14 protein-coding genes are annotated in these 20,696 nt (G+C 50.0%); 5 read left to right on the top strand and 9 right to left on the bottom strand.

Going from position 1 to position 20,696, the window contains the following annotated elements; all coding sequences use genetic code 11:
• Positions 1-125: 125 nt before the first annotated feature.
• Complete coding sequence (locus tag MH144_RS10775) at positions 126-680, bottom strand: NAD(P)H-dependent oxidoreductase (RefSeq protein ID WP_239299698.1); 555 nt, start codon at positions 678-680, stop codon at positions 126-128.
• Positions 681-866: 186 nt separating this feature from the next.
• Here MH144_RS10775 and MH144_RS10770 point away from each other — a divergent pair, with 186 nt between their 5' ends.
• Together MH144_RS10770 and MH144_RS10765 are read left to right on the top strand one after the other, a co-directional pair.
• Positions 867-1,277: a winged helix-turn-helix transcriptional regulator gene (locus tag MH144_RS10770; RefSeq protein WP_239299696.1), complete on the top strand. Its 411-nt coding sequence runs from the start codon at positions 867-869 to the stop codon at positions 1,275-1,277.
• On the top strand, positions 1,274-1,993 hold the full coding sequence (locus MH144_RS10765; protein ID WP_239299694.1) for an SDR family NAD(P)-dependent oxidoreductase: 720 nt from the start codon (positions 1,274-1,276) through the stop codon (positions 1,991-1,993). The genes MH144_RS10770 and MH144_RS10765 overlap by 4 nt, the downstream gene beginning before the upstream one ends.
• Positions 1,994-2,149: 156 nt before the next feature.
• Here MH144_RS10765 and MH144_RS10760 read toward each other — a convergent pair whose 3' ends face one another.
• From MH144_RS10760 to MH144_RS10730, 7 genes are all read right to left on the bottom strand, one after another.
• On the bottom strand, positions 2,150-5,593 hold the full coding sequence (locus MH144_RS10760) for a glycoside hydrolase family 3 N-terminal domain-containing protein (protein WP_239299692.1): 3,444 nt from the start codon (positions 5,591-5,593) through the stop codon (positions 2,150-2,152).
• 10 nt (positions 5,594-5,603) lie between these two features.
• Positions 5,604-6,767, bottom strand: coding sequence for an N-acetylglucosamine-6-phosphate deacetylase (locus MH144_RS10755; protein WP_239299690.1), 1,164 nt, complete (start codon positions 6,765-6,767; stop codon positions 5,604-5,606).
• Positions 6,764-7,546 carry a glucosamine-6-phosphate deaminase gene (locus MH144_RS10750; protein ID WP_239299688.1) on the bottom strand — a complete coding sequence of 261 codons (783 nt, stop codon included), beginning with the start codon at positions 7,544-7,546 and terminating at the stop codon, positions 6,764-6,766. The genes MH144_RS10755 and MH144_RS10750 overlap by 4 nt, the downstream gene beginning before the upstream one ends.
• Positions 7,547-7,551: 5 nt before the next feature.
• On the bottom strand, positions 7,552-9,861 hold the full coding sequence (locus tag MH144_RS10745) for an Ig-like domain-containing protein (RefSeq protein ID WP_239299686.1): 2,310 nt from the start codon (positions 9,859-9,861) through the stop codon (positions 7,552-7,554).
• 62 nt (positions 9,862-9,923) lie between these two features.
• Positions 9,924-11,483 carry an extracellular solute-binding protein gene (locus tag MH144_RS10740; protein WP_239299684.1) on the bottom strand — a complete coding sequence of 520 codons (1,560 nt, stop codon included), beginning with the start codon at positions 11,481-11,483 and terminating at the stop codon, positions 9,924-9,926.
• Positions 11,484-11,528: 45 nt separating this feature from the next.
• Entirely contained in the window at positions 11,529-12,365 is an 837-nt protein-coding gene (locus tag MH144_RS10735; RefSeq protein ID WP_239299682.1) for a carbohydrate ABC transporter permease, read from the bottom strand.
• 48 nt (positions 12,366-12,413) lie between these two features.
• Positions 12,414-13,310: an ABC transporter permease gene (locus tag MH144_RS10730; protein ID WP_239300596.1), complete on the bottom strand. Its 897-nt coding sequence runs from the start codon at positions 13,308-13,310 to the stop codon at positions 12,414-12,416.
• A gap of 336 nt (positions 13,311-13,646) precedes the next feature.
• Between MH144_RS10730 and MH144_RS10725 the strand changes: the two genes are divergently transcribed.
• Positions 13,647-15,929, top strand: coding sequence for a helix-turn-helix transcriptional regulator (locus MH144_RS10725; protein ID WP_239299680.1), 2,283 nt, complete (start codon positions 13,647-13,649; stop codon positions 15,927-15,929).
• 77 nt (positions 15,930-16,006) lie between these two features.
• Here the strand turns inward: MH144_RS10725 and MH144_RS10720 are convergent, their stop codons facing one another.
• Positions 16,007-17,032 carry a leucine-rich repeat domain-containing protein gene (locus MH144_RS10720; RefSeq protein ID WP_239299678.1) on the bottom strand — a complete coding sequence of 342 codons (1,026 nt, stop codon included), beginning with the start codon at positions 17,030-17,032 and terminating at the stop codon, positions 16,007-16,009.
• Between the two features lie 165 nt (positions 17,033-17,197).
• Here MH144_RS10720 and MH144_RS10715 point away from each other — a divergent pair, with 165 nt between their 5' ends.
• Both MH144_RS10715 and MH144_RS10710 read left to right on the top strand, forming a co-directional pair.
• On the top strand, positions 17,198-18,370 hold the full coding sequence (locus MH144_RS10715; RefSeq protein ID WP_239299676.1) for an aminotransferase class I/II-fold pyridoxal phosphate-dependent enzyme: 1,173 nt from the start codon (positions 17,198-17,200) through the stop codon (positions 18,368-18,370).
• 164 nt (positions 18,371-18,534) lie between these two features.
• On the top strand, positions 18,535-20,607 hold the full coding sequence (locus tag MH144_RS10710; RefSeq protein ID WP_239299674.1) for a methyl-accepting chemotaxis protein: 2,073 nt from the start codon (positions 18,535-18,537) through the stop codon (positions 20,605-20,607).
• Positions 20,608-20,696: the final 89 nt, after the last annotated feature.

The raw sequence follows: 20,696 nt of genomic DNA, 5'->3' as shown, positions 1-20,696 counted from the left end.
CAAAGGAAAGGAAAACTGAGCGTACATAAGCTGTTCCGTACTACCCTGCCAAAAACCCGCCTAACCCAGGCAGGCTTTTGACATGATTATTTTTTTGACAATAGTCATTCGTAACGCATAACGCTTCAAACCGAGATGGATCCAGCATTCTTCTGATACTTACGGATATACCGGATGTAATCCTGAGCACTTTGGTTTATCTCTTCATCTGTAGCCTGGAATGATGCACCGAAAACTGCAAAGTATGGTAAAGCTATCGCGCCCACATGTTTGATACTGGCTTTGAAAGGTGCAATCACTTCATCTACAGTAAAGGAGACGGAACCTTCCGGCGTGTAATTTTCTTTTTTATCTCCAATGGACATGGCGAGGCTCAGCTTTTTCCCGCGAAGTTTATTGCCTGATGATCCATACGCCCAGCCGTAGGTAAAAACATCATCAAACCACTTTTTGAGCAAAGGCGGATAGCTGTACCAATATAGCGGAAACTGCAGGATAATATGATCATATGCCTCGAGCAGCTTCTGCTCTCGCGAAACATCGATATTCCAATCAGGATATGCTTGGTAGATCTCATGGATGGTGATATCCGTCTCATACTGCTCAAGCTCTTCTTTCCAGCGCCGATTAACTCTTGAGACGTCAATATTCGGATGTGCCAGGATCACGAGTGTTTTCATTGTTGAACTTCCTTTCTTGGTTCAGGCTGAATAACGCCATTATCATATAGGCCTGACAAAAAGAAAATACACACAATAAAGTAAGATGGTTACTTCGAGGTGTGTATGGACTTCATCAGCAAAGTTGTGAGAAAATGAGCAGTTAGACCGCATCAGCAAGATGTAACCTGAACGAGGTGAACGATCATGAAACAATATAATCTGGGAATCGAAGCAACACTCGAGATTATCGGCGGCAAGTGGAAAGCGCTAATGATATGTTTATTAATGTCAGGCGTGAAACGGACAGGCGAGCTGCAGCGCAGTATCGACGGCATTTCACAAAAGGTCCTGATTCAGCAATTACGTGAGCTGGAGAGGGACGGCCTTGTCAGAAGACATGTGTATCAACAGATGCCCCCCAAAGTCGAATACAGTCTTACGGAATATGGAGTTACTGCCAACAAGATTGTGGATGTGATGTGTGCATGGGGACGGGAAAATATAGCATTAAGACAGCAGCAGGGAGAAGAAATTATACTTTTGGAAAATAAAGAGTCTGTTCTTGATCTGCTACCCCTTGATTCGATAATTGAAAAGAAGGAGAACTTGAATTGAAAAACTATCTCGTATTTGGTGCAAGCAAAGGACTTGGAGATGCCTTCGTCAGAGGTGTCCCCGAGCAGGGAGACAAGGTCTGGGTCATCTCTCGCAGCAGGCCTGACAGTCTGAACCTGAACGACGGCGTAGAACGCATATGGATTCAGGCGGATCTGTCTGATCTCCATGCAGCCCAAGTGGTCACAGACGTGCTCCAGCACGAAACACTGGATGTTCTCATTTACAATGTAGGCATTTGGGAAAAGGAAGGGTTCGAGGATCACTACACGTTTGACCAGGACGCTCCTGCTGACATCTCGAATCTGATTCATGTGAATATAACTTCTGCGATTGTATGTATTCAGGCATTACTACCCCATCTCCGGCGATCAACAGCTGGCAAAATCATTCTGATTGGCTCGACTGCAGGTCTGAACAATTCGAATAACACTCAAGTTTCATTTGTAGCTTCCAAGTTCGCCATTCGTGGAATTACGGAGGCCTTGCGGGAGCACACGAGACATGATGGCATTGCCGTAACATGTATTAACCCCGGGGAGCTTGCAGGTGAAATACCTTATGAAGAGGGCAGTGAACGAGCACTAGCTGAATATAATGGCACACGTATCCCCCTTCAGGATATGGTTTCCATCGTCAAATGCATCGTGAACCTGTCCAAGGCAGCCTGCGTAAAAGAAATCAATATCCCTGCGATAACGGATACCAACGCATAATGGAGGCTTGATGGGATGTTTTATTGCAGTCCCTATCTATCATGGAGAACCCTTATAGCAACCAAGGAATAACAGACGGATTCAATACAGTAAAAAGCCCGTTACTTCACGGGCTTTTTACCTTTTCATTATGGAATACCATTTCAAGCTGACAAGTCACTTCGAAGCTGCCATCGTCAGCTGCTCCACCAGTGCCCGCAGCGAATAATCAGAGGTAGAACACAGCTGTATGCTCCCGGCCTGCTGCGGCAGTGCGGCGTCGTCATACGGATTGCGCAGCACCAGATTCAGTAGGGGCTTAACTGATGCCAGTGCCTCGGCGAGCGCCAACTGACCTGTGAACAGATGAGCATTAAGCGTACCCTGGATCACCACATCCGCACCAGCCGTCTGCTGTACGAGTGAGGTGATTTCATCCGCATCCGGCCTCATAGAACAGTGGTGCGTCACCACAGTTAATCCTGCATCCTTCAAAAGTGATGCCAGTCTAATCTCGGCTGCACCGCTATTATCGGCCTGCGTCAGCTGCTCCTGCTTCGGCAGAATCAGCGAATAATTCAGCGAAGTCTTGAGCGGAAGCAATCGCTGTGGATCTCGGGTAACTTTCACAGTTTTACGAGCCAGATTCAATGCCTCCTCATCCCACTCCTCTCTCGGAATAGGCTGGGCAGACGCTTGGTATTGTTGGAATTTACCGTATAGCTGCCGGATCCGATGAACAGACTCGTCAATTCGCGCCTCGTCGATCCGCCCATCCTGCACAGCTGCCAGAATACCCGTAATAACCCGGCTCTGATACTCAGGGGTGTGACACATTAGAATCATATCGTTCCCCGCCTGTACGGCCAGGACGCCTACTTCATCCGGACTGAAATGATTACGGATCGCTCCCATCTCGATATCATCGGTGCAGATTACACCTTCAAATCCCAGCTTGGTACGCAGCAGCTCTGAGGCAAAGTAAGAACTGAGCGAAGCTGGAAGCCCAGCAGATTCGGGAATGTTGGGAAACACCAGATGTCCCATCATGATTGAATCCGTTCCGGCATCGATTGCCTCAACGAAGGGGAGAAGCGGTCCCTCCATCAATTGCTCCAGCGTTAGCTCACACGCAGGCAAGACCACGTGCGAATCCCCGCTTACTTGGCCGTGACCTGGAAAGTGCTTTGCCGTCACGGCCACACCTGCTTCATGCATCCCCTGGATATAAGCCCGACCAAATCGCGCTACCAGCCCTGGGTCTTCTCCGAAAGAACGGACACCGACGACGGGATTATCCACATTGGTGTTCACATCCAGTACAGGTGCCCAGTTCATCGGAATCCCCAGCGCGTTCAACTGACTGCCGATGAATTTACCGAGCAGGTAGGCTGTTTCGGGGTCTTCGCTTAATCCAACTGCCCGGTTACCCGGAATATAGGGAAAGAAGGTTTTGAACTTGGACAGGGTGCCTCCTTCTTCATCTACCGAAATATAATAAGGCAACGAGCTGCCAGACTCTCCGGCTATCTTCTGAACTTCTTCCAGTAGTGCCAGCGTCTGCTGCTCACTCTCAACATTATGGGGAAAGATGCCGATTCCACCAAACCGCTGCTGCGACATTCTCCCCCGAAATTCCGGCTCGGCATAAGTAGATGGCGTACCAACCACACACATCATGGCTATTTTATCTTCCAGGCTCATCGCCTTCGATTCAGATTCCGTATAGGTCGCATTCAGTCCCAATTCATGATAGAGTGTGCGCTCCAGATAGTCATGCAGGTAGAACCTAGACTTCACAAAATGCTCTGCCATAGCAGGCGGCTGGTAACGTTCCAGCGCTGCCTTCATACGTGGCAGAACCTTCTCGCGTCCGCGGCGGTTTCTCGTGTAGTTATTCTGCAGGGAGCGCCACTCCGCATCGTCTCCAGGATACAGCTCCCAGCGGTAGGCATACTTGTGGATCGCTCGCGAACGGTCTGTCGCTACCTCAAAATCATGCATAATGGCAACCAGTTCCGCTTCTTCCTTATGCTCCTGCACCTCGTCCAGAAGCTTCCAGATGATCTCATAATAGTCCTCCAACTGATAAAGGCCGAGGCACGTATGCCCGGTAACCGGATCAATGCCATGAAACCGTTCCAGGAATCGGTCAATAAAGGTGGTTGCATTCGCCTTGCGATTCCAGGCCAGGTCCGCATGCAGCAGCATGGGGTACCAGGTCGTTTCAAAAATGCCATACGGAACACCAAGACTGAACGGCCCCGTCCAGTTGGTAGCAACAATACAATCAAGATCCAGCTTGCCTGCTGTTTCAGCCCACTGAAGCAAGTTGTCCGTTCGGTTCGATAATACCGGATAGTTCTGATGCTCCGCCCAGTCAAAGCTGCGAACGGCTGGAGCTCCCATGACTTCCATGCCTAGCGAGCGGAATTTGTCCGTATGCGAAGTAACTTCTGCTTCAATATTGCGACCATTATAAATCCAGATCATGGCTGTACTTCGCTGATCCAGCTTAGCGAGTTCTTCTGGTGGACATTTGTCGAGCATATCATGCCAGAAAATTGGCTGTTTCCCCCGCTCTGCCGTATAGGCGATCAACCGGTTCAAAAAGGAGATAAAGGCTCGTTCCCGTACACCTTCATATTCAACTTGACAGCGTTCGCATTCGCATAGGCTGTAGACCTCATCACAGCCCAGATGGATATATCGCGATTCCGGGTGGGCGTCAATCATCTCTCCAAGCAGCGTGGTAATCAACTCGAAGGACTCCGGGTGCGATGGGCAGATTTCCCCAGTCGACTGCTCTGTTTCACGTAGGTGCCGCCAGGCCTCGTGGCGTAGTACATACTCCAGGTGTCCGAAGCTCTGCTGGAGCGGAATAATCTCGATAAAATGTTCATGGGCAGTACGCTTCAGTTCTTCAAGCTGCGACAGGCTTAACGCATGCTTCGGATGTGCGAACTCGCTGTGTGTCCGAAATGGAAATTTATCCTCATATTCAATCAGCACGGCATTCGTCTTATATTTTGCAAACTCCCCCAGATATTCGATCAGTAGCTCTGGCTTCGAGAACGTCTGGCGTAGATCCAGATTCATTGCCCGCACAGCCGTATCCGGCCAGTCAGATATAGATACAGCAGGGATGTCACCATCTGAGCTACGCAGTTGAGCCAAGGTCTGCAATCCATAAAATAGACCCGCAGCATCCAGCGCCCAAACCTCCGCTCTTCGGGCCGACACTTCTAGCGTGTAACCTTGCGGCCTCCCTGCTAGACAAGCCCATTTTTTTTCCCTTTCTGCATCAATTGAAGTGACAACAGGGGGGAGCGAGCTCTTCCCCTGTTCTCCATGGACTTCATCAACAGTCTGATCGCTGATCTTAGGGTCATCGTCTACCTGCTGTGGTCCTTGCTCTGCCGAACGTTCTATAACAAGCCAATAACCTTGATCTATTCTTGAGGACGTATATTGGGGTCCCGGAAATGCCCGTCGGCAATGAACTGCCAGCCGGGCATCTTCCTGCTCCATATACATGCTTATTCTTGCCTTATCGTCCAGCCGTAAGGGGCCTTCCTGAATTGCTGTAAACTGCTTCGGTTGCGGTATCAAGCTCTGCATCGCTCTCCTCCTATTCGTTACCCTGTGGCTGCATCCGGCCATTCTTCCAGCATTGCAGCATGCTCAGCTTCCCATCGTTCATGTTGAAGCTAACCAGATCCGCAGGTGCTCCTGCCTCAAGTCCTGCGGCCTGTTGAAGTCCAAGCAGCTTCGCCGGATGCGCCGAAGCACAATCCCAGGCATCGGCAAGTCCAGCAAGTCCTGTTTCCACGAGATAGCTCACCTGATCCAGCAGCATCATTGCCGAGCCGGCCAGCAGCTGCGGCTGCCCGGCAAGGTGCAGCCGCCCTTCTGCTGTCAACACCACGTCGCCGCCGATGTGCAAACGGTAAGAACCTGGTGGCATGCCGCTAAGTGAGACGGCATCGCTTACTAGAATGGCCCGTTTGCGCTTCATTCGGAGAATGACGGACAGCACGGATGGCGGAAGATGATGGCCATCTGCGATCATACAGCCATACAGCTCATCTGCTGCCAGCTGCTCCCACAGATAGTTGGGATGGCGTGGAAGCATCAGATGTGCACCATTGCCAAGATGGGTGGACATGACGGCCCCCGCCTGGACAGCTTCCCGGATCTGATCAGGCGCAGCCGCCGTATGCCCAATCGAAACAAGAATGCCAGATTCACGGCACCGGGCGATAAATGAAGCTGCATCCGGCCACTCCGGGGAAAGGGTCACGATACGGATTAACCCACCTGCTGCCTCCTGCCAGCGGCACAAGGCATCCCAGTCCGGGGGAACGATATGCTGCCGCGGATGTGCACCACGCGGTCCGTCCTCCGGTGACAGGAACGGGCCTTCCAGATGAATGCCAGCTATGCCCGCGGCCGCATCCGGGTTCACCCGAACAGCTTCTGCAATAGCGGATGCAGACTCAGCGAGCCGATCACAACGGTTTGTAATGAGTGTAGGGCAATAACTCGTGACTCCTTGACTCCGCAGCAGCATGGTCAGCTTCAGCACCGTATCCGGACACAGCGGAGCCGCATTCAGATCCAGACCCCAACCACCGTTCACCTGCAAATCAACCAGACCGGGGGCAAGCCAGGGAAGATGTTCCGTTGAAGGTGTCACGGCGAGATCAGTAACGGCAGCAATCTTTCCCTCTCTGACTCGGACCTCAATGGGCAGCCCCGTCCGGTAGTGTCTACCATGAATGGGCACGCTCACAGGCCGAAGGCTTCCCGGTCCGTAAACATCGTAATACCGGGATGTGTACGCAGGATGGTAGCTGGACATGCGGTGCTTATTGGATCATGTAAGGCTGCCTTGAGCGCCCGACGTTTCGATGCCCCTGGAATAATGGCGAACAGTTGAACTCCTGCCATGAGCGCCGGCACCGTCAGAGTCAAAGCCTGTTCAGGTACGTCATCCAGCCGGGCAAAACAGCCATCGTTTACCTGCTGACGGCGGCAGGCCTCATCCAGCTTCGCCACTTTTACAGGCACCGGGTCATTGAAATCAGCAACAGGTGGATCATTGAAGGCAATATGCCCATTCTCTCCGATCCCAAGACAGATGATATCCATGGGAGCAGCACGGAGCAGCTCTCCATATCTCCGGCACTCCTGCTCCACATCGCCCAGTCCGTTCAGCAGTTCCACCCGCCCCGGGCGAATTCGGCTGAACAGCCGTTCCGTCAGATACTGACCGAAACGCTGCGGAGCCTCATCCGGTAAACCAATGTATTCATCCATATGAAAAGCACAGACCCTTGACCAGTCGATGTTCTGCTCCCGTGCCAGCCCCTCATACAATTCGTTCTGTGAAGGTGCTGCAGCGAAGACGATACGGACCTGACGCTCTGAATCCTGCAGCAGCTGTCTTAATTGCTGACCAACCGCAGCTGCGGCAGCTGCCCCCATCTGGTCCCGATTGGCATAGATCTGTACAGACATTCGATCGACAACTTGAGTTTCCAGTGGCTGTGTCAAGCCATTTGCGTTCATGCTTCTCATCCTCCTTCAGACGGCTGCTCACCTGATTCTTCGTGACCCATATTCTGCATCAGCAGTGTCGCATGGGACAGATCATGCCTGCTTGCATAGAAATAACCGTTATAACGGATTCGGCGAGGTTCGAAACCAACCTGTCTTCCGGGCATCACCGCTTCCGAGCCAAGCGTGACATTTCCATCTGCTCCTGTGATGCCGCTGGTATACCGTCCTGCTGAATACGTAAACCTTCCCTCCACCTTCGCACCCGTTAGTACCGTACCAGTATCGTAATCCCTGACCTTCAGGGTGACGGATACTGCTGATCCGCTATACACCAGATTCAAGTCCGACACAATCAGAGGCTTCAGGGCGGTGCTTCCCGTCGTAGCCGAGATTTCATCCGTGAGTGGTCCGATATTGCCCTGCAAGTCGCGGGCTGCAATGCGGTAGTAGTACGTCGTATCCGGCAGCAGCCCTTTATCCTGGTAGTTCAAGCCCCGGGCGAGTCCAGCGATATCTGAAGCAGCAGGCATGAAGCCTTGAACCGTACTCCGATAGATTACATATCGATCAACTTCCATGTTATCCGAAGCCATTCCATAATTCAGTTGTATAGCCTGATAACTGGTGGCTTCGATGGAGGGCATTCCAGCAAGGGCCGAAGGGGCCTCCTGATCATCCGGCGCTGTCCAAAATGTGCCTCCAGGCCCCCAGTAAGAAGGCAGTGCCCGGTAGGAATCATAGTGATGGACGGCAATACCGCCGAAGGCACTGCTCTGCCCGTAAGCTGTATAGACCTTATCCAGTTCGGCTTCCATATGGCTGCGGCCTTCTTCCCAGAACGTGATTGTCTCGGGATCGCCGCTATTCGCGATATCCAGCGTCTCCACCCCAATCACCACCGAATTCGGCTTGCCGATCTGGTCTGCGTAAGCGAGTTCTCCAGCAGCCCCGGCAATAATGCCAGCGGAGCCATCCGCCGTATCCCGGTAATCCATGATGGTGATATAGTCGGAGATATCCTGAACATGCTCGGAGAGCCACTTGCTGGATCCATTCCAGACAATATTTGCACCCTGATCCGACGTGTCATACCACTTGGGCACAGCTGGGCCGAACGGCAGCCGGATACCTGCCATATCCCGGCGATCAATCATTTTTTGCAAGACATCCAGATATTCCTGCTGCAGGAACCGGCTTGGATCTCTGAAGTCGGGGGAAATGTAAGGTTCTATATCCACATTGATGCCGTCAAACTTCTCTGGATCCGCTGCTGCAAGATTGTAATTGATGACCTGTTCCATTTCCCTTACTGCATGACTATGATATTTCTCGTATGCGCCCATGTAGGCCGGAGAAGTGCCACCAGCAATGAGAGCATGCACCTGCAGATTTTTGCTATGAGCCCAGCTCAGAAACGAACGCAGCTCATCCACCTGTTCTTCCAGCGCATTGTACCCCGCATATTTGCCCACTGCGAGATACAGCGTCTGGACTGGATCTTGCCCGAATGTCTGTGTATCCGTAATGAATGACTCTAGCACCTGGCGCGAGCCGGGATTCAGAATAAGCTTGTAGCTTTCCGGTTCCCAGATCCACATGGCCCGGTCCTGATTGGGCAGAGCGACAGCCGGTTCGTTCGTCCCGTTTCCAACCTGTGCATATACGGTTGGACTATAGCCGTATCGTTCCGGTGCATTGGTCGCTCTGGCCTCCAGACTGACGGTACGATCGCCCATTCCCGCTGTGTCCCACACGAAGACATACGCCGAACCTTGCTCGGTCGCCTGCTGCCAAGGCCCTCGATTCACCCTCACCTCTACCATTGAGACCGGAATGGGCGAGCTCGTCTCGATGGTGACCTCTACCTGACCGCTTAAGGGCACACCTTCGGATGGTCCCGTGATTGTGACGACTGGGACAGCCCCTGCCGGATTATCAACGGTAAGAATCGCGGGAGTGCTCCATACCCCGTAGCGGGTGGACGTATCCAGCCCGCGGACCACCAGTTCCACTGTCCCGTTATAGCCCGAGGTATCGAGCATGTAAGACCAAGTACCGCTGTCATCCCCATCGGGATCATTCAACAGCACTTCGTATTGGGACGTACCGTTCACATACAGCCGAATGTCATACAGGTCGGTATAACTGCCACCGATCTCTACCATTCCTCCGTCCGACACATAACCACCGCCGGGCGCGTCCAGCGAGATGGAACCGGCTGCTCCCGCCTTACCAGGGAAGGGTATTCCAACGAACACCATACCTATCAACAAAACCATGACTAGCCTGAATCCGGAGTACACACGCAGGTGCTGCATTTTCATATGCGAAGCCTCCTTTTGCCATTCTGTACTAATGGTCTAGGATTCCTGGGCCGTACATTCGCTCATTTCGCGCTCAACTGAATATTCAGAACGCGGTCATACGCTTCCTTATAGGTGCTCAGCAGCTGATCTACACCAAGATTGTTAATCTCCTCTACATACTTCTCCCAATCCGCCAGACTGCGGGAGCCGGTCACGAATTTGGCAAAGCTCTCATCGCGGTGCTTTTTGATCGCCTGCCCGGTAATGGAGATGATTTCATTTTCACCCTCGGTAAATGCAGGTCTTGGCTGCATGGCTGAAGGATCATACTTCACCGCTTCTTCATAAGCGTGCTTCAGAGCATCCGAGAATAGGGACAGATGCGCATTAAAATCAATCCAGGTATAGGTTCCACTGGTCTGCAGCCCCGTCTGCTTGCGCATTTCAATGACATCGTTATATTCCGGCTTGAACTTGATCGCATCTCCTTCCTTTACATATGTCTCGCCCTCTACTCCCCAGCTGCTGAGCGTACGCCCTTCCTCGGAATAGAAGAAGTCCATGTACTTCATGATATCGTCAATGTTTTTGGAGGTGGAAGCTACCGTTAACCCGCCCTCCATATAATGAAAATACGGATTCAGCTGTTTGCCACCGGCAACACCAGCTGGCGGTGCCATGAACTGCATGTTGAACTCGGGATTCTCCGGCTGCATGGCATTGTTAAAGAAATCAATCCGGCTGATATAATCGATGGTCACAAACGATTTGCCTGTAGAGACCATATCCTGCCACTGCTTGGTTTGCAGCGATAAGAAATCAGGCGGAACCAGGCCTTCGTCGTAGAAGCTTTTCCACATACCTACCATGGCTTTATAATTGTCTTCGGTCGGTCCATAACGCCATTCTTTCTGGTCAAAATCATAGTAGGCGCCTTCTCCGGTCCCATAATTCACCGTCATATTGGCATTCATCTCATCCGGAATCTGTCCGTAGCGGATGGAGAGAGGATAACTGTCCGGATATTTCTCCTTCAGCTTTTTCAGGGCCGCATGCAGCTCTTCGTAGGTCGTCGGAACCTGAATGCCTTCCTTGTCGAAAACGTCCTTGCGATACATCCAGATCATGCGGTTCGTCTCACCAAAGCCCTGATTGGGGAACATATACATCTTGCCGTCGGCGGAGAGAGCAGCCTTCGCTTCCTCGGGATATTGTTTCATCCATGCCTGCAGATTCGGCATGCTGTCCATATGCTCCATCAGATCCACCAGCGCGCCCTGCTGTCCAAACTTGTTCGATTCTTTGCGATTGGGCATATACATCAGATCAGGCAGCGATTTGGAGGCAATCGCCAGATTCAGGCTTTCATCCAGCTTGCCGGAGGGTGTCTGTACTTCAAGCGTGACACCGGTCTTCTCCTTCAACCAGCCCCAAACGGGCCAGCTCTTGGAATAAGGAAACGTGGCATTGTTATCCAGCAGTGCGGTAAACGTCTTTCCCGTTCCCGTAGAGTTATTTTTTACGCCATTCTCCCCTTGAGCATCCGTCTGCGAGCCGGAACCGTTGCCGCCTCCACTGCACCCGGCTACCATCGTTACAGCAATCAACAGCGGAAGAATTACCGATTTCCATTTGCCCATACGCTTCTCTCCCTTAATCTGAATTTGCGGTGGTTTTCATGCCGATTAGCCTTTGACTGCCCCAACCATGGCTCCCTTCACAAAATACTTCTGTACAAACGGATAGATGACCAGAATTGGCAAAGTGGACACCATGATGGTCGCATACTTGAGTGATTCCTCAACGACCATATTATCTCCCCCAATGGACGTAACGTCGCCTGAGCTTGCACTGCCGGCCAGCACCAGATTACGCAGGAGCACCTGCAGCGGAAACAAATCGGGAGATCTTAGATAGAGCAGCGGGAAGATAAAGTTATTCCACATGCCCACGGCATAGAACAGGGCAATGGTGGCGAAGGACGCCTTGGACAGCGGCACGACAATACGAATGAAGATGCCAATATCGTTCAGGCCGTCCATACGGCCCGATTCCTCCAGCTCTTTGGGAATACCTGAGAAGAAGGTTCGCATCAGAATCAGATTCCATGTACTGACTGCACCTGGAAGAACCATGCCCCAGACGGTGTCCACCAGATTCAGGGAACGGACCACCAGGAAAGTGGGAATCATTCCGCCGCTGAAGAACATCGTGATGACAATCAGTACGGTGAAGCTATTGCGCAGCGCCATGTCTTTCCTGGACAATGCATACGCTCCCGTTGAAGTGACCACCAGAGAGATCAGTGTACCGAGCACAGTATAGATAATCGTATTTCGGTAAGCCGTCCAGATTTGCGGATCTCCCAGCACCAGCTTATACATGCTCAGGTTGAAGCCCTTGGGCCAGAAGGAAATATTGTTCTGGATGACATTGACGTTGCTGCTGAGGGAAACGGCCAGCATATGAAGGAACGGATAGAGTGTGATCACCACAACAAGCAGCAGGATTAATGATGCCATGAGATTAAACCAGGAAAACCGGAGGGATTTCACATTCACACCTCATTTCTACCATAGACTGGTTTCACTAAATCGGCGGCTGAGCAAGTTGGCGGTATAAATGAAGATCAGGCTGATGACTCCCATGAACAGGTCAATGGAGGCGCCATAACTGAAGTTTCCCTGGACCATCCCTACCCTGTAGACATAGGTGCTGATAATATCTGCTGTATCGTAGATCGCCGGGTTCTGCATCAGGAAGACCTTCTCGAAACCAATCTCTAGCACCTTCCCAATATTCAAAATCAGCGTGATGACGATCGCAGGAGATATGCCGGGCAGCGTGATATGCCAGATTTTGCGCAATCGGCTCGCTCCGTCCATATCTGCAGCCTCATACAGCTGCGGGTCAATGGCTGTCAGCGCGGCCAGATAAATAATGGTCTCCCAGCCGATATGCTGCCAGATCTCCGACAGAACATAGATCCCCCGAAATAGCCCGGGTTCATTCATGAAATTAATCGGTCCCACGCCAATCCATCCGAGCAGATTATTAATTAGCCCTCCGGTTGGGGAGAGGAACATAATGACCATACTTGCCACAATCACATTCGAGATAAAATGCGGCAGATAACTGACCGTCTGCACAAAACGCTTAAACGCCGCCTTACGCACCTCATTGAGCAGAATGGCCAGCAGGATCGGGGCCGGGAAGCCAAACACCAACTTATACACTCCTAGCAGGAACGTATTTTTCATGAGCGGCCAAAAATCGGGATTCTCCAGAAACATCCGGTAGTATTTGAGCCCTACCCAATCACTGGCCCAAATTCCCTTAAAAAGGTTGTAGTCTTTGAAGGTAATGACGAGTCCGAACATCGGTGCATAGCGGAAGATTAAATAATACAGGAGGCATGGCAGGAAGAGCAGCCATAGCGCCTTGTTTTTGTTCCATATCCGTGTCATCCGTACCTTCCGCCGCGACGAATGATTTAAATTTTTTCGCAGTTTGTCTTCCATTAAGCCAGCATCAGCCATCGGCATGCCCCCTCTTGCTACATCATTGCAGCTTAACTAGATGTTAGCTAACTTCCCCTGAACAACCGGGGTTTGTAACCGAATTATAGCTAGTTTTTGTTGGTAAGCGCTATCTACATGTTATATAACATTTCGCCTATACTGCTATTTTCCAGATATCTGCGTATAAATCAGTAAAAGTGCATATTGTTTGTGTCAGATTTATGCCGCTATGATAGGATTAGACCATTGATCTGCGGCTGTATCCGAGGGAGGAATGTCATAATGAAGGAACTGCTTACAAACCGATTTGCGTTGAACGGCCTGTTTGTTAAGCTAATGCTGAGCTTCCTCAGTGTCATCCTGATTTTGGCTTCATTTAATCTGTTCTCCCACCTGTATCTGAGCAACAAAGTATATCAGGAGATGGTAAGACAAAATGAACTGGGCCTCGCACAGACTGTCGAAGGATATGAGAATCACTTCCGGCTGACCCAGAACATGATTCTGGCCCTTACTCAATCAGATACCTGGACAGCCAACTTGGGCATTTTAAGCCACCTTAAAGAAAATCGTCGTTACGATATTCCCGCTGAAGTGAAGGCGGACCTCTCTACCCTGTATACCAATCCTTTTTTGCATATCGACAATTTCATTCTTTATTTCAAGCAGGAGGACTATGTGCTGGAGAAGGAAGGTCTTAGCAGCGCAGCCGACATGTTTGGCAAATATTATTACAGTGAAGCGTATTCGCCGGACTACTGGAGAACCCAAACGATGAACAACCAGTTCCTGAAAGTGATGCCTGCAGCAGCTTTTACGGAAAAAACTGTCCATTCTTCCCGCTCCCTCGGAGAGCTGATGCCTGTTATGATGAAAGCCATTCCCTATGAGGAAGTGTACGGAATTGTGATGCTGAATCCGCAGCGCATGCAGGATACGTATGGAGATGCCAGCCATAATCCGTTCTACATTTTGGATAGTGAGGGGCGTCTATTGTTCACTACCACAGAAGAGGAATTCCATAATCCTCCGCTTATAGACGGAAGCAGACATGAACGCATTGGGGATCAATATTACTTCTATGAAAAAGGTAAGCAAACCGGGTTCACCTATGTTAGGGTCACCCAGGCCTCAGTGATTGCAGCGGAGATGCGCGGCATGCAGCTGCTGCTTACGGTACTGCTTGGCGCTGCCATTTTGATTAGCGTACTCTCCTCCCTGCTGTTCAGCCTGAGGTTAAATCAGCCGCTGCAGCACCTTATTGCCGCTCTTGACCGAAATTCCGGAAGCGGGGCAGGCAAGTTGAGCAGAGTGAAGGAATTCGCCATGATCGGTGACCGTCTAAGTTCCATTCTGGAGAACAATCGATTCATTCAGAGCGATCTCGCGCAGAAAAACTCTCTGGTGCGGCAGTTCGCTTATACGCATAAAGTCAAGAACATCCCGCTCAGCTCCCATCTGGCAGATCTTGAGGAGGTTCGGCAGCCCGAACATCCCTACGTCGCCATTCTGTTTAAGGTTGGCTTCAAAGACCGGCCCGATGAATTGGAACAGCATACCCTATTATTGTGGAAATTAATTCAGAGCCTGTTCTCCAGCAATCCAAATAACAGCGTTGCACTCCAGCCTGAACAGGATCAATTACTCCTGCTTCTATTCGATCCCGGTCCTCAGAGCGGTATTCTGCAGGCGCTCGATACGTTGAAGGAGCTGCTTGCCGCTGAAGAATGCCTGTACCTGACCATCGCGGTAAGCCCGGTATACTCCGGGGATATTCCGTTTACCGATGCATACGGGAATCTGTCCACTCTGCTCAAGGAGCGAAGACTCAACGGAGAAACCCAGGTTATTGTGGAGCCACGAGCCTCCTCATCAAGCTCATTTCATGTCAAGGTGACCTACGGGGAGGAACTGCATGATCTGCTGCAATCAGGCAAGGAGGAGGCTGTGTTTGCCTGGCTGGATCGCCAGCTGGACCAGCTGAGGCACAAGGACGCAGCCGCAGAGGACTTTCGGACATTTGCTCTTGGTGCAGTAGATCAGGTCGGTAAGACGGTGATGAAGCTGAATTTGACACGCATTGAAGACGGGCTTCCCTCTTCTCCATCTGGTGATCCGTTTGCTGGATTTTATTCCATAGAGCAGTACAGAACATGGCTTCAATCGCAGATTAAACCGATCCTCTCCGCGATCAGCAGCCAATTGGAAACGAAAGATCCTGTTATCAGCTTTGTGCTCGATTATCTGAATCATCATTATGGGGAGGATATTAATCTGAATCTTGTTGCCGACAAGCTGAATCTCACGCCGGGATATCTCTCCAGTATTTTCAAGGAAAAGACCAACATCAACTTCAGCGAGTATCTCAATAATCTTCGCGTTGAGCGGGCCAAGGAATTGCTGGTAAATGTGGATCTGCGAATTCAGGATATCGCCATGCAGGTCGGTTATCAGAACGTAAACTCGTTCATCCGCATGTTCAAGCGTCGATACGGATTGACCCCGGGAGAGTATCGCAAGCGTCATGCGGGCGATGACCCGTTCATCTCCTCGAATCATGGATAGTAGGTGTGAGCAGCAAAGTAATCCTAAGATCCTATATAAGCAAACACCCGCTCAGAAAGCGGGCGTTTGCTTATATATCACATGAGAATTTTGGACAGGTGCCCAAGAGCCGTAGAGGGAATGCGTTGTTCTTCAGGAATGTTCTCATAGAGAAGATGTTCTTTGCCCTCATCAATCATGTGTTTGCGCATGGCTCCAATACGGCCCTTGCCCTGATCAATGAAGCGAAAATCTACCTGCCTCAGATTTGGCATTTCGGTCAAACGCTCGAAAGCTTCTGCCTTTATTCCCTTATGTATTTCCTTCAGCAGCAGCACCTCCAAGTGCTCTGCAGTCCACAGGTTGTCCAACTCCTGTAGTGATTTCATGAAATCCAATTCCAGCTGTCGCAGGTTCTTCAGGCCTGACAAGTCGCACAGCCGCTCGACTTTGGGCAGTGACAAGTGCAAGAACTCCAGATGATGTAATGCACTCAGTTCATCAATATGGATCAGATTCCGTACAGACGACAGTCTCAACATACGAATGTTGGAGTCAGCGAGTACATCCAGAGGTCCATTTAAGACACCATGATCAATGGCTAGATATTCGATGAACGGCAGGTCCACGACAAAGTCCAGCGTCTCGATATTGCAGTGTAACACCAATGTATTCAGCCGAATACAGTCCTCAATCGGAGCCAAATCATCAAATTTCCCGCTGAGAGAAAGGTACTGCAGCTGCTTGTACTGTCGGATGAACTCCAGATTTTGCGTTTTGGCTGCCCGTATATTCAGAAACTCCAATCGCTGCAGCGCGCCAAGTACATTCAAATTCTGTTTTTGTTTCAGGTCCAATTCCAAAGCCTTCACATATTTTAATTCCGAAATTATTTTCAAAAACTCTTCCGTGTAACGTCCATTCTCCTCCACATTCGTAATCTTCAGGATCAGATCAGGCCGTTTGGAGAATACCCGCTTGTCCAATTCCGCAACATCTTCCATCACATCTGCTCCGACCACAAAGGAAATGGTAGCTCGATTCCGCAGCTGCTTTACCGCATTGTCCATTTTCGCTGCATTCCAGGGAACCCCGCTCATCGACGCAGCCCAAGGTTCACTCATTTCAGATCCCCTCCATCTGGTTTTCCTGTAATTGTAAATGAAGAAGACTTACTTGAGAAGTGCAATTTAGCCTGTATAAATAGAGTTCATCCACGTCTCTTCTCATTTGCCTCTCGCCCATCTATTATAGAACTAAGCGTTTGAACAGACTGGAGGAACCACAGCATGCAATTTGCCAAACGAATGAACTACTTTAATGAGGGAATATTTACGCGATTATCTGAAATTAAGCGACAACGTCTGGAACTGGGGCTCGGTGTCATTGATCTGAGTGTAGGCGCACCCAACACCCCGCCAGCGCAACATATTATCCAGGCTCTATGTGAGGCAGCAGCTGATGTGCAGAATTACACCTATGCCATCAATGACCAGAGTGAGCTGCTCAAGGCTGTCAGTGAGTGGTACAAGCGCAGGTATCAGGTCGATCTAGACCCCAAAACCGAAGTTTGCTCTCTGCTTGGCTCACAAGAGGGTCTGGCACATATCTCATTATCCATCGTGGATGAAGGCGATCTTGTTCTTGTTCCGGATCCCTGCTATCCGGTATTTGCAGACGGACCGCTTCTGGCGGGAGCAGAGCTGTACTACATGCCGCAAAAGGAAGAACATCAATATGTGATTCAGCTGGAAGAGATCCCGGAAGAGATTGCGCAGAGAGCCAAATTCATGCTGGTATCCTACCCTAACAATCCAACAACAGCCATGGCACCAGAGCAGTTCTACCTGGACCTGATCGCGTTTGCCAAAAAACATGATATCATTGTCCTCCATGACAATGCGTATAGTGAACTTGTGTTTGACGGGAAATCATGTGGAAGTTTTCTAGCCTTCCCTGGAGCTATGGATGTCGGCGTTGAATTCAATTCCCTGTCCAAAACCTACGGGCTTGCTGGGGCTCGAATCGGATTTTGCTTAGGTAATGCAGCCGTCGTCTCCATGTTGAAAAAGCTGAAATCCAATATGGATTACGGCATGTTCCTTCCCATTCAGAAGGCAGCAATTGCCGCAATTACAGGTGATCAGAGTGACGTAGGCCGGGTACGAGCCATCTATGAGGAACGTCGGGATATTCTCTGCGAAGGATTCAGCAGACTCGGATGGGAAATCGCAAAGCCCGATGCCACCATGTTTATCTGGACACGGATTCCAGCTCATTATGACAACTCCGAGCAATTTGCCATGGATCTGGTAAGCCGGGCGGGCGTCATCGTGACACCCGGCAGTGCTTTTGGACCTTCAGGGGAAGGATATGTCCGTCTTGCGCTTGTCCAGGATCGGGAACAACTGGAGCAGGCACTGCAAGCTGTGGAAAACAGCGGCCTGTTGATCTCGAACTAATCTGCAGCAAAGAGCACCAATTCCTTAACAGGAACTGGTGCTTTTTATGTTGTCATCGAAGATGTAACGTACCCTTTCCCCATCCTCTATCGAAACGGAATCGAAATACCGAAATAAAAAATAGGAGCGGTTCAGCTCAATATCAATCTTGGGGAGTTGGCAGCATGGCACAGTTATTTAGAAAAAAAGGAACCCGGACATCAAGCATCGCCAATACACTGTCCATCATGTTGTTGGCCATCATTGTTGTCGTATTTTCCATCCTGGGAACATTTATGTTTACCAGCACCCGAAGCATCCTTGTTAAACAGCAGGAATTGATGCTGCAAACGAAAACACATGCCATTGTGGCCCAGTTCGATGCTTTATTTAAGGAAAAAGGGTCTCTGGTTAAGCAAATGTCCACCAATAACTTATTCAGGCAGTATATTCAAACCACCGAATCTGCTTCCACCGCTACAACATCACCCTATGCCGCCGAAACCCAGGCTACACTTGCAGCTATAGTGAAGGAAGAGCCTTCTTTTGTGGATGCTTGGATCGCAGGCATTGATGGAAAAGGTTTCTGGATCCAGCATGATGGGGCTGCGTCCGACTCTGAATTTGTGATTCAGGATCGTCCGTATTATAAACCGGCTGTGGAAGCAGATGGCTTATATTTCTCCGAACCCTATGCCGATATTGCTTCAGGTAATATCCTCATGGGCATATTCTATCCGATTAAGGATGACAACGACGAGTTGATCGGTTTGGCTGCTGCAGATATTGCATTCAAGGATATTCCATCCATTATGGAGAGCTACTCACTTGGCAGCACAGGCTATTCCATTCTGGCCTCCAAAACCGGTGACATTTTATATCATCCTGACCAAGCCAAGGTTCTCAAGGAAAAGATTAACGAAAGTCCGGGAGATTTGGGTGAGATCGGCAAGAAAATGATGGCCGGTGAATCCGGAATTCAACTGATTGATGACAACGGAGAAGGGCGTTATGTCGGGTATGCCACCAGCACAGATACCGGATGGTCTGTAGGTTTGACCATTTCGGAGCGTGAGGTACTCGAAGAATTAAAATCCTTTACGTGGATCACCATTATAGGTTTTGCTGTAGCCGCCATCGTGCTTGTGTTCATCAGTTATATCACCCTGCGATATCTGCTGAGATCCATCCCGAAACTGCTGCAAAAAATCAAACTTGTGGAACAGGGAGATCTGACCGTTCAATTTGATACAACATCCCGTAACGAGATTGGTCAAATCTCACAGGGCATGCTCAACATGGTGCAAAAAATTCAGAGCATGATTCAGATGGTAGGAGCCACTGCCCAAGTTTTAGGCCAATCCTCCAAGGATCTGCAATCCATTTCCGCTCGGACAGCCGTAACGATGAATGATACGGCCACAGCAATTAATGAAATTGCCAATGCAACCAATTATCAATCCATTGAATCCGAGAACATTTTGCAAAAAACCGGATCATTATCAGGTCAAATCGACGATATTTCAAGTGATGTCACAACGATGGAGACTAAAGTTCAGGCTTCCGCAGAACAAAGCGAACGAGGATTGGAAGTGTTGAATCAGTTATCCAAATGGGCAGAAGAGAATCATCATTCAACCCAGGCCATGTCAACCATTATCCATGATATTGATCTAAGCCGTCATGAAATCTCCGGTATTGTGGACACTGTTCATCAGATCGCCACCCAAACCAACCTGCTAGCACTCAACGCTTCCATCGAAGCTGCACGTGCAGGAGAACAGGGACGAGGTTTTGCCGTGGTCGCAGGGGAAGTTCGCAAACTTGCTGAGCAGACTGCGCTGGCAACAGAGGAGATTAGCAAAAAGGTTCGTCAAATCGAAGATAAAACGAAGACATCCGTAGAACACACAGCCCACGGACTCCTGATTGCAGAGGAAAATGCCAAGTCCGTTGAGGGCACCAAGCAGGTGTTCTACAGCATCAATAAAGATCTAGAGGACTTAAGATTGCGCATGCTGCAGATCAGCAATAACACCTCCAGTGTCCATAAACACAAGGATGAGATTGTCCAGGCACTCGAAATTATCTCCTCCACCACGGAAGAAAATTCTGCCTCTACCGAAGAGGTCAGTGCGAGCACACAGGAACAACTGGACAGTATCGAGCAGGTTGCGGAATTATCCCAGCAATTGAGTCAGTTGTCGAACAAGCTTGAGGAAGAATTAAACCAGTTTCAGGTTGATCAGAAATCATAGTGTTCGCATGATCGTAGTGAACAATAAATAAACAACAAAAGCCCGCTGCGTGAGCGGGCTTTTGAACGTTCCAATCCTATTTCGCGTTT

The organism is Paenibacillus sp. ACRRY, assembly GCF_022346995.1.
GTDB lineage: Bacteria > Bacillota > Bacilli > Paenibacillales > Paenibacillaceae > Paenibacillus.
This window is presented reverse-complemented; position numbering and strand designations above follow the sequence as displayed.

Bases quoted from the DNA above. Each gene is read 5' to 3' on its own strand.
- MH144_RS10740 (WP_239299684.1), bottom strand. From the start codon at position 11,483: ATGGGCAAATGGAAATCGGTAATTCTTCCGCTGTTGATTGCTGTAACG.
- MH144_RS10775 (WP_239299698.1), bottom strand. From the start codon at position 680: ATGAAAACACTCGTGATCCTGGCACATCCGAATATTGACGTCTCAAGA.
- MH144_RS10770 (WP_239299696.1), top strand. From the start codon at position 867: ATGAAACAATATAATCTGGGAATCGAAGCAACACTCGAGATTATCGGC.
- MH144_RS10750 (WP_239299688.1), bottom strand. From the start codon at position 7,546: ATGAACGCAAATGGCTTGACACAGCCACTGGAAACTCAAGTTGTCGAT.
- MH144_RS10730 (WP_239300596.1), bottom strand. From the start codon at position 13,310: ATGACACGGATATGGAACAAAAACAAGGCGCTATGGCTGCTCTTCCTG.
- MH144_RS10710 (WP_239299674.1), top strand. From the start codon at position 18,535: ATGGCACAGTTATTTAGAAAAAAAGGAACCCGGACATCAAGCATCGCC.
- MH144_RS10760 (WP_239299692.1), bottom strand. From the start codon at position 5,593: ATGCAGAGCTTGATACCGCAACCGAAGCAGTTTACAGCAATTCAGGAA.
- MH144_RS10735 (WP_239299682.1), bottom strand. From the start codon at position 12,365: ATGGCATCATTAATCCTGCTGCTTGTTGTGGTGATCACACTCTATCCG.
- MH144_RS10715 (WP_239299676.1), top strand. From the start codon at position 17,198: ATGCAATTTGCCAAACGAATGAACTACTTTAATGAGGGAATATTTACG.
- MH144_RS10725 (WP_239299680.1), top strand. From the start codon at position 13,647: ATGAAGGAACTGCTTACAAACCGATTTGCGTTGAACGGCCTGTTTGTT.
- MH144_RS10745 (WP_239299686.1), bottom strand. From the start codon at position 9,861: ATGAAAATGCAGCACCTGCGTGTGTACTCCGGATTCAGGCTAGTCATG.
- MH144_RS10720 (WP_239299678.1), bottom strand. From the start codon at position 17,032: ATGAGTGAACCTTGGGCTGCGTCGATGAGCGGGGTTCCCTGGAATGCA.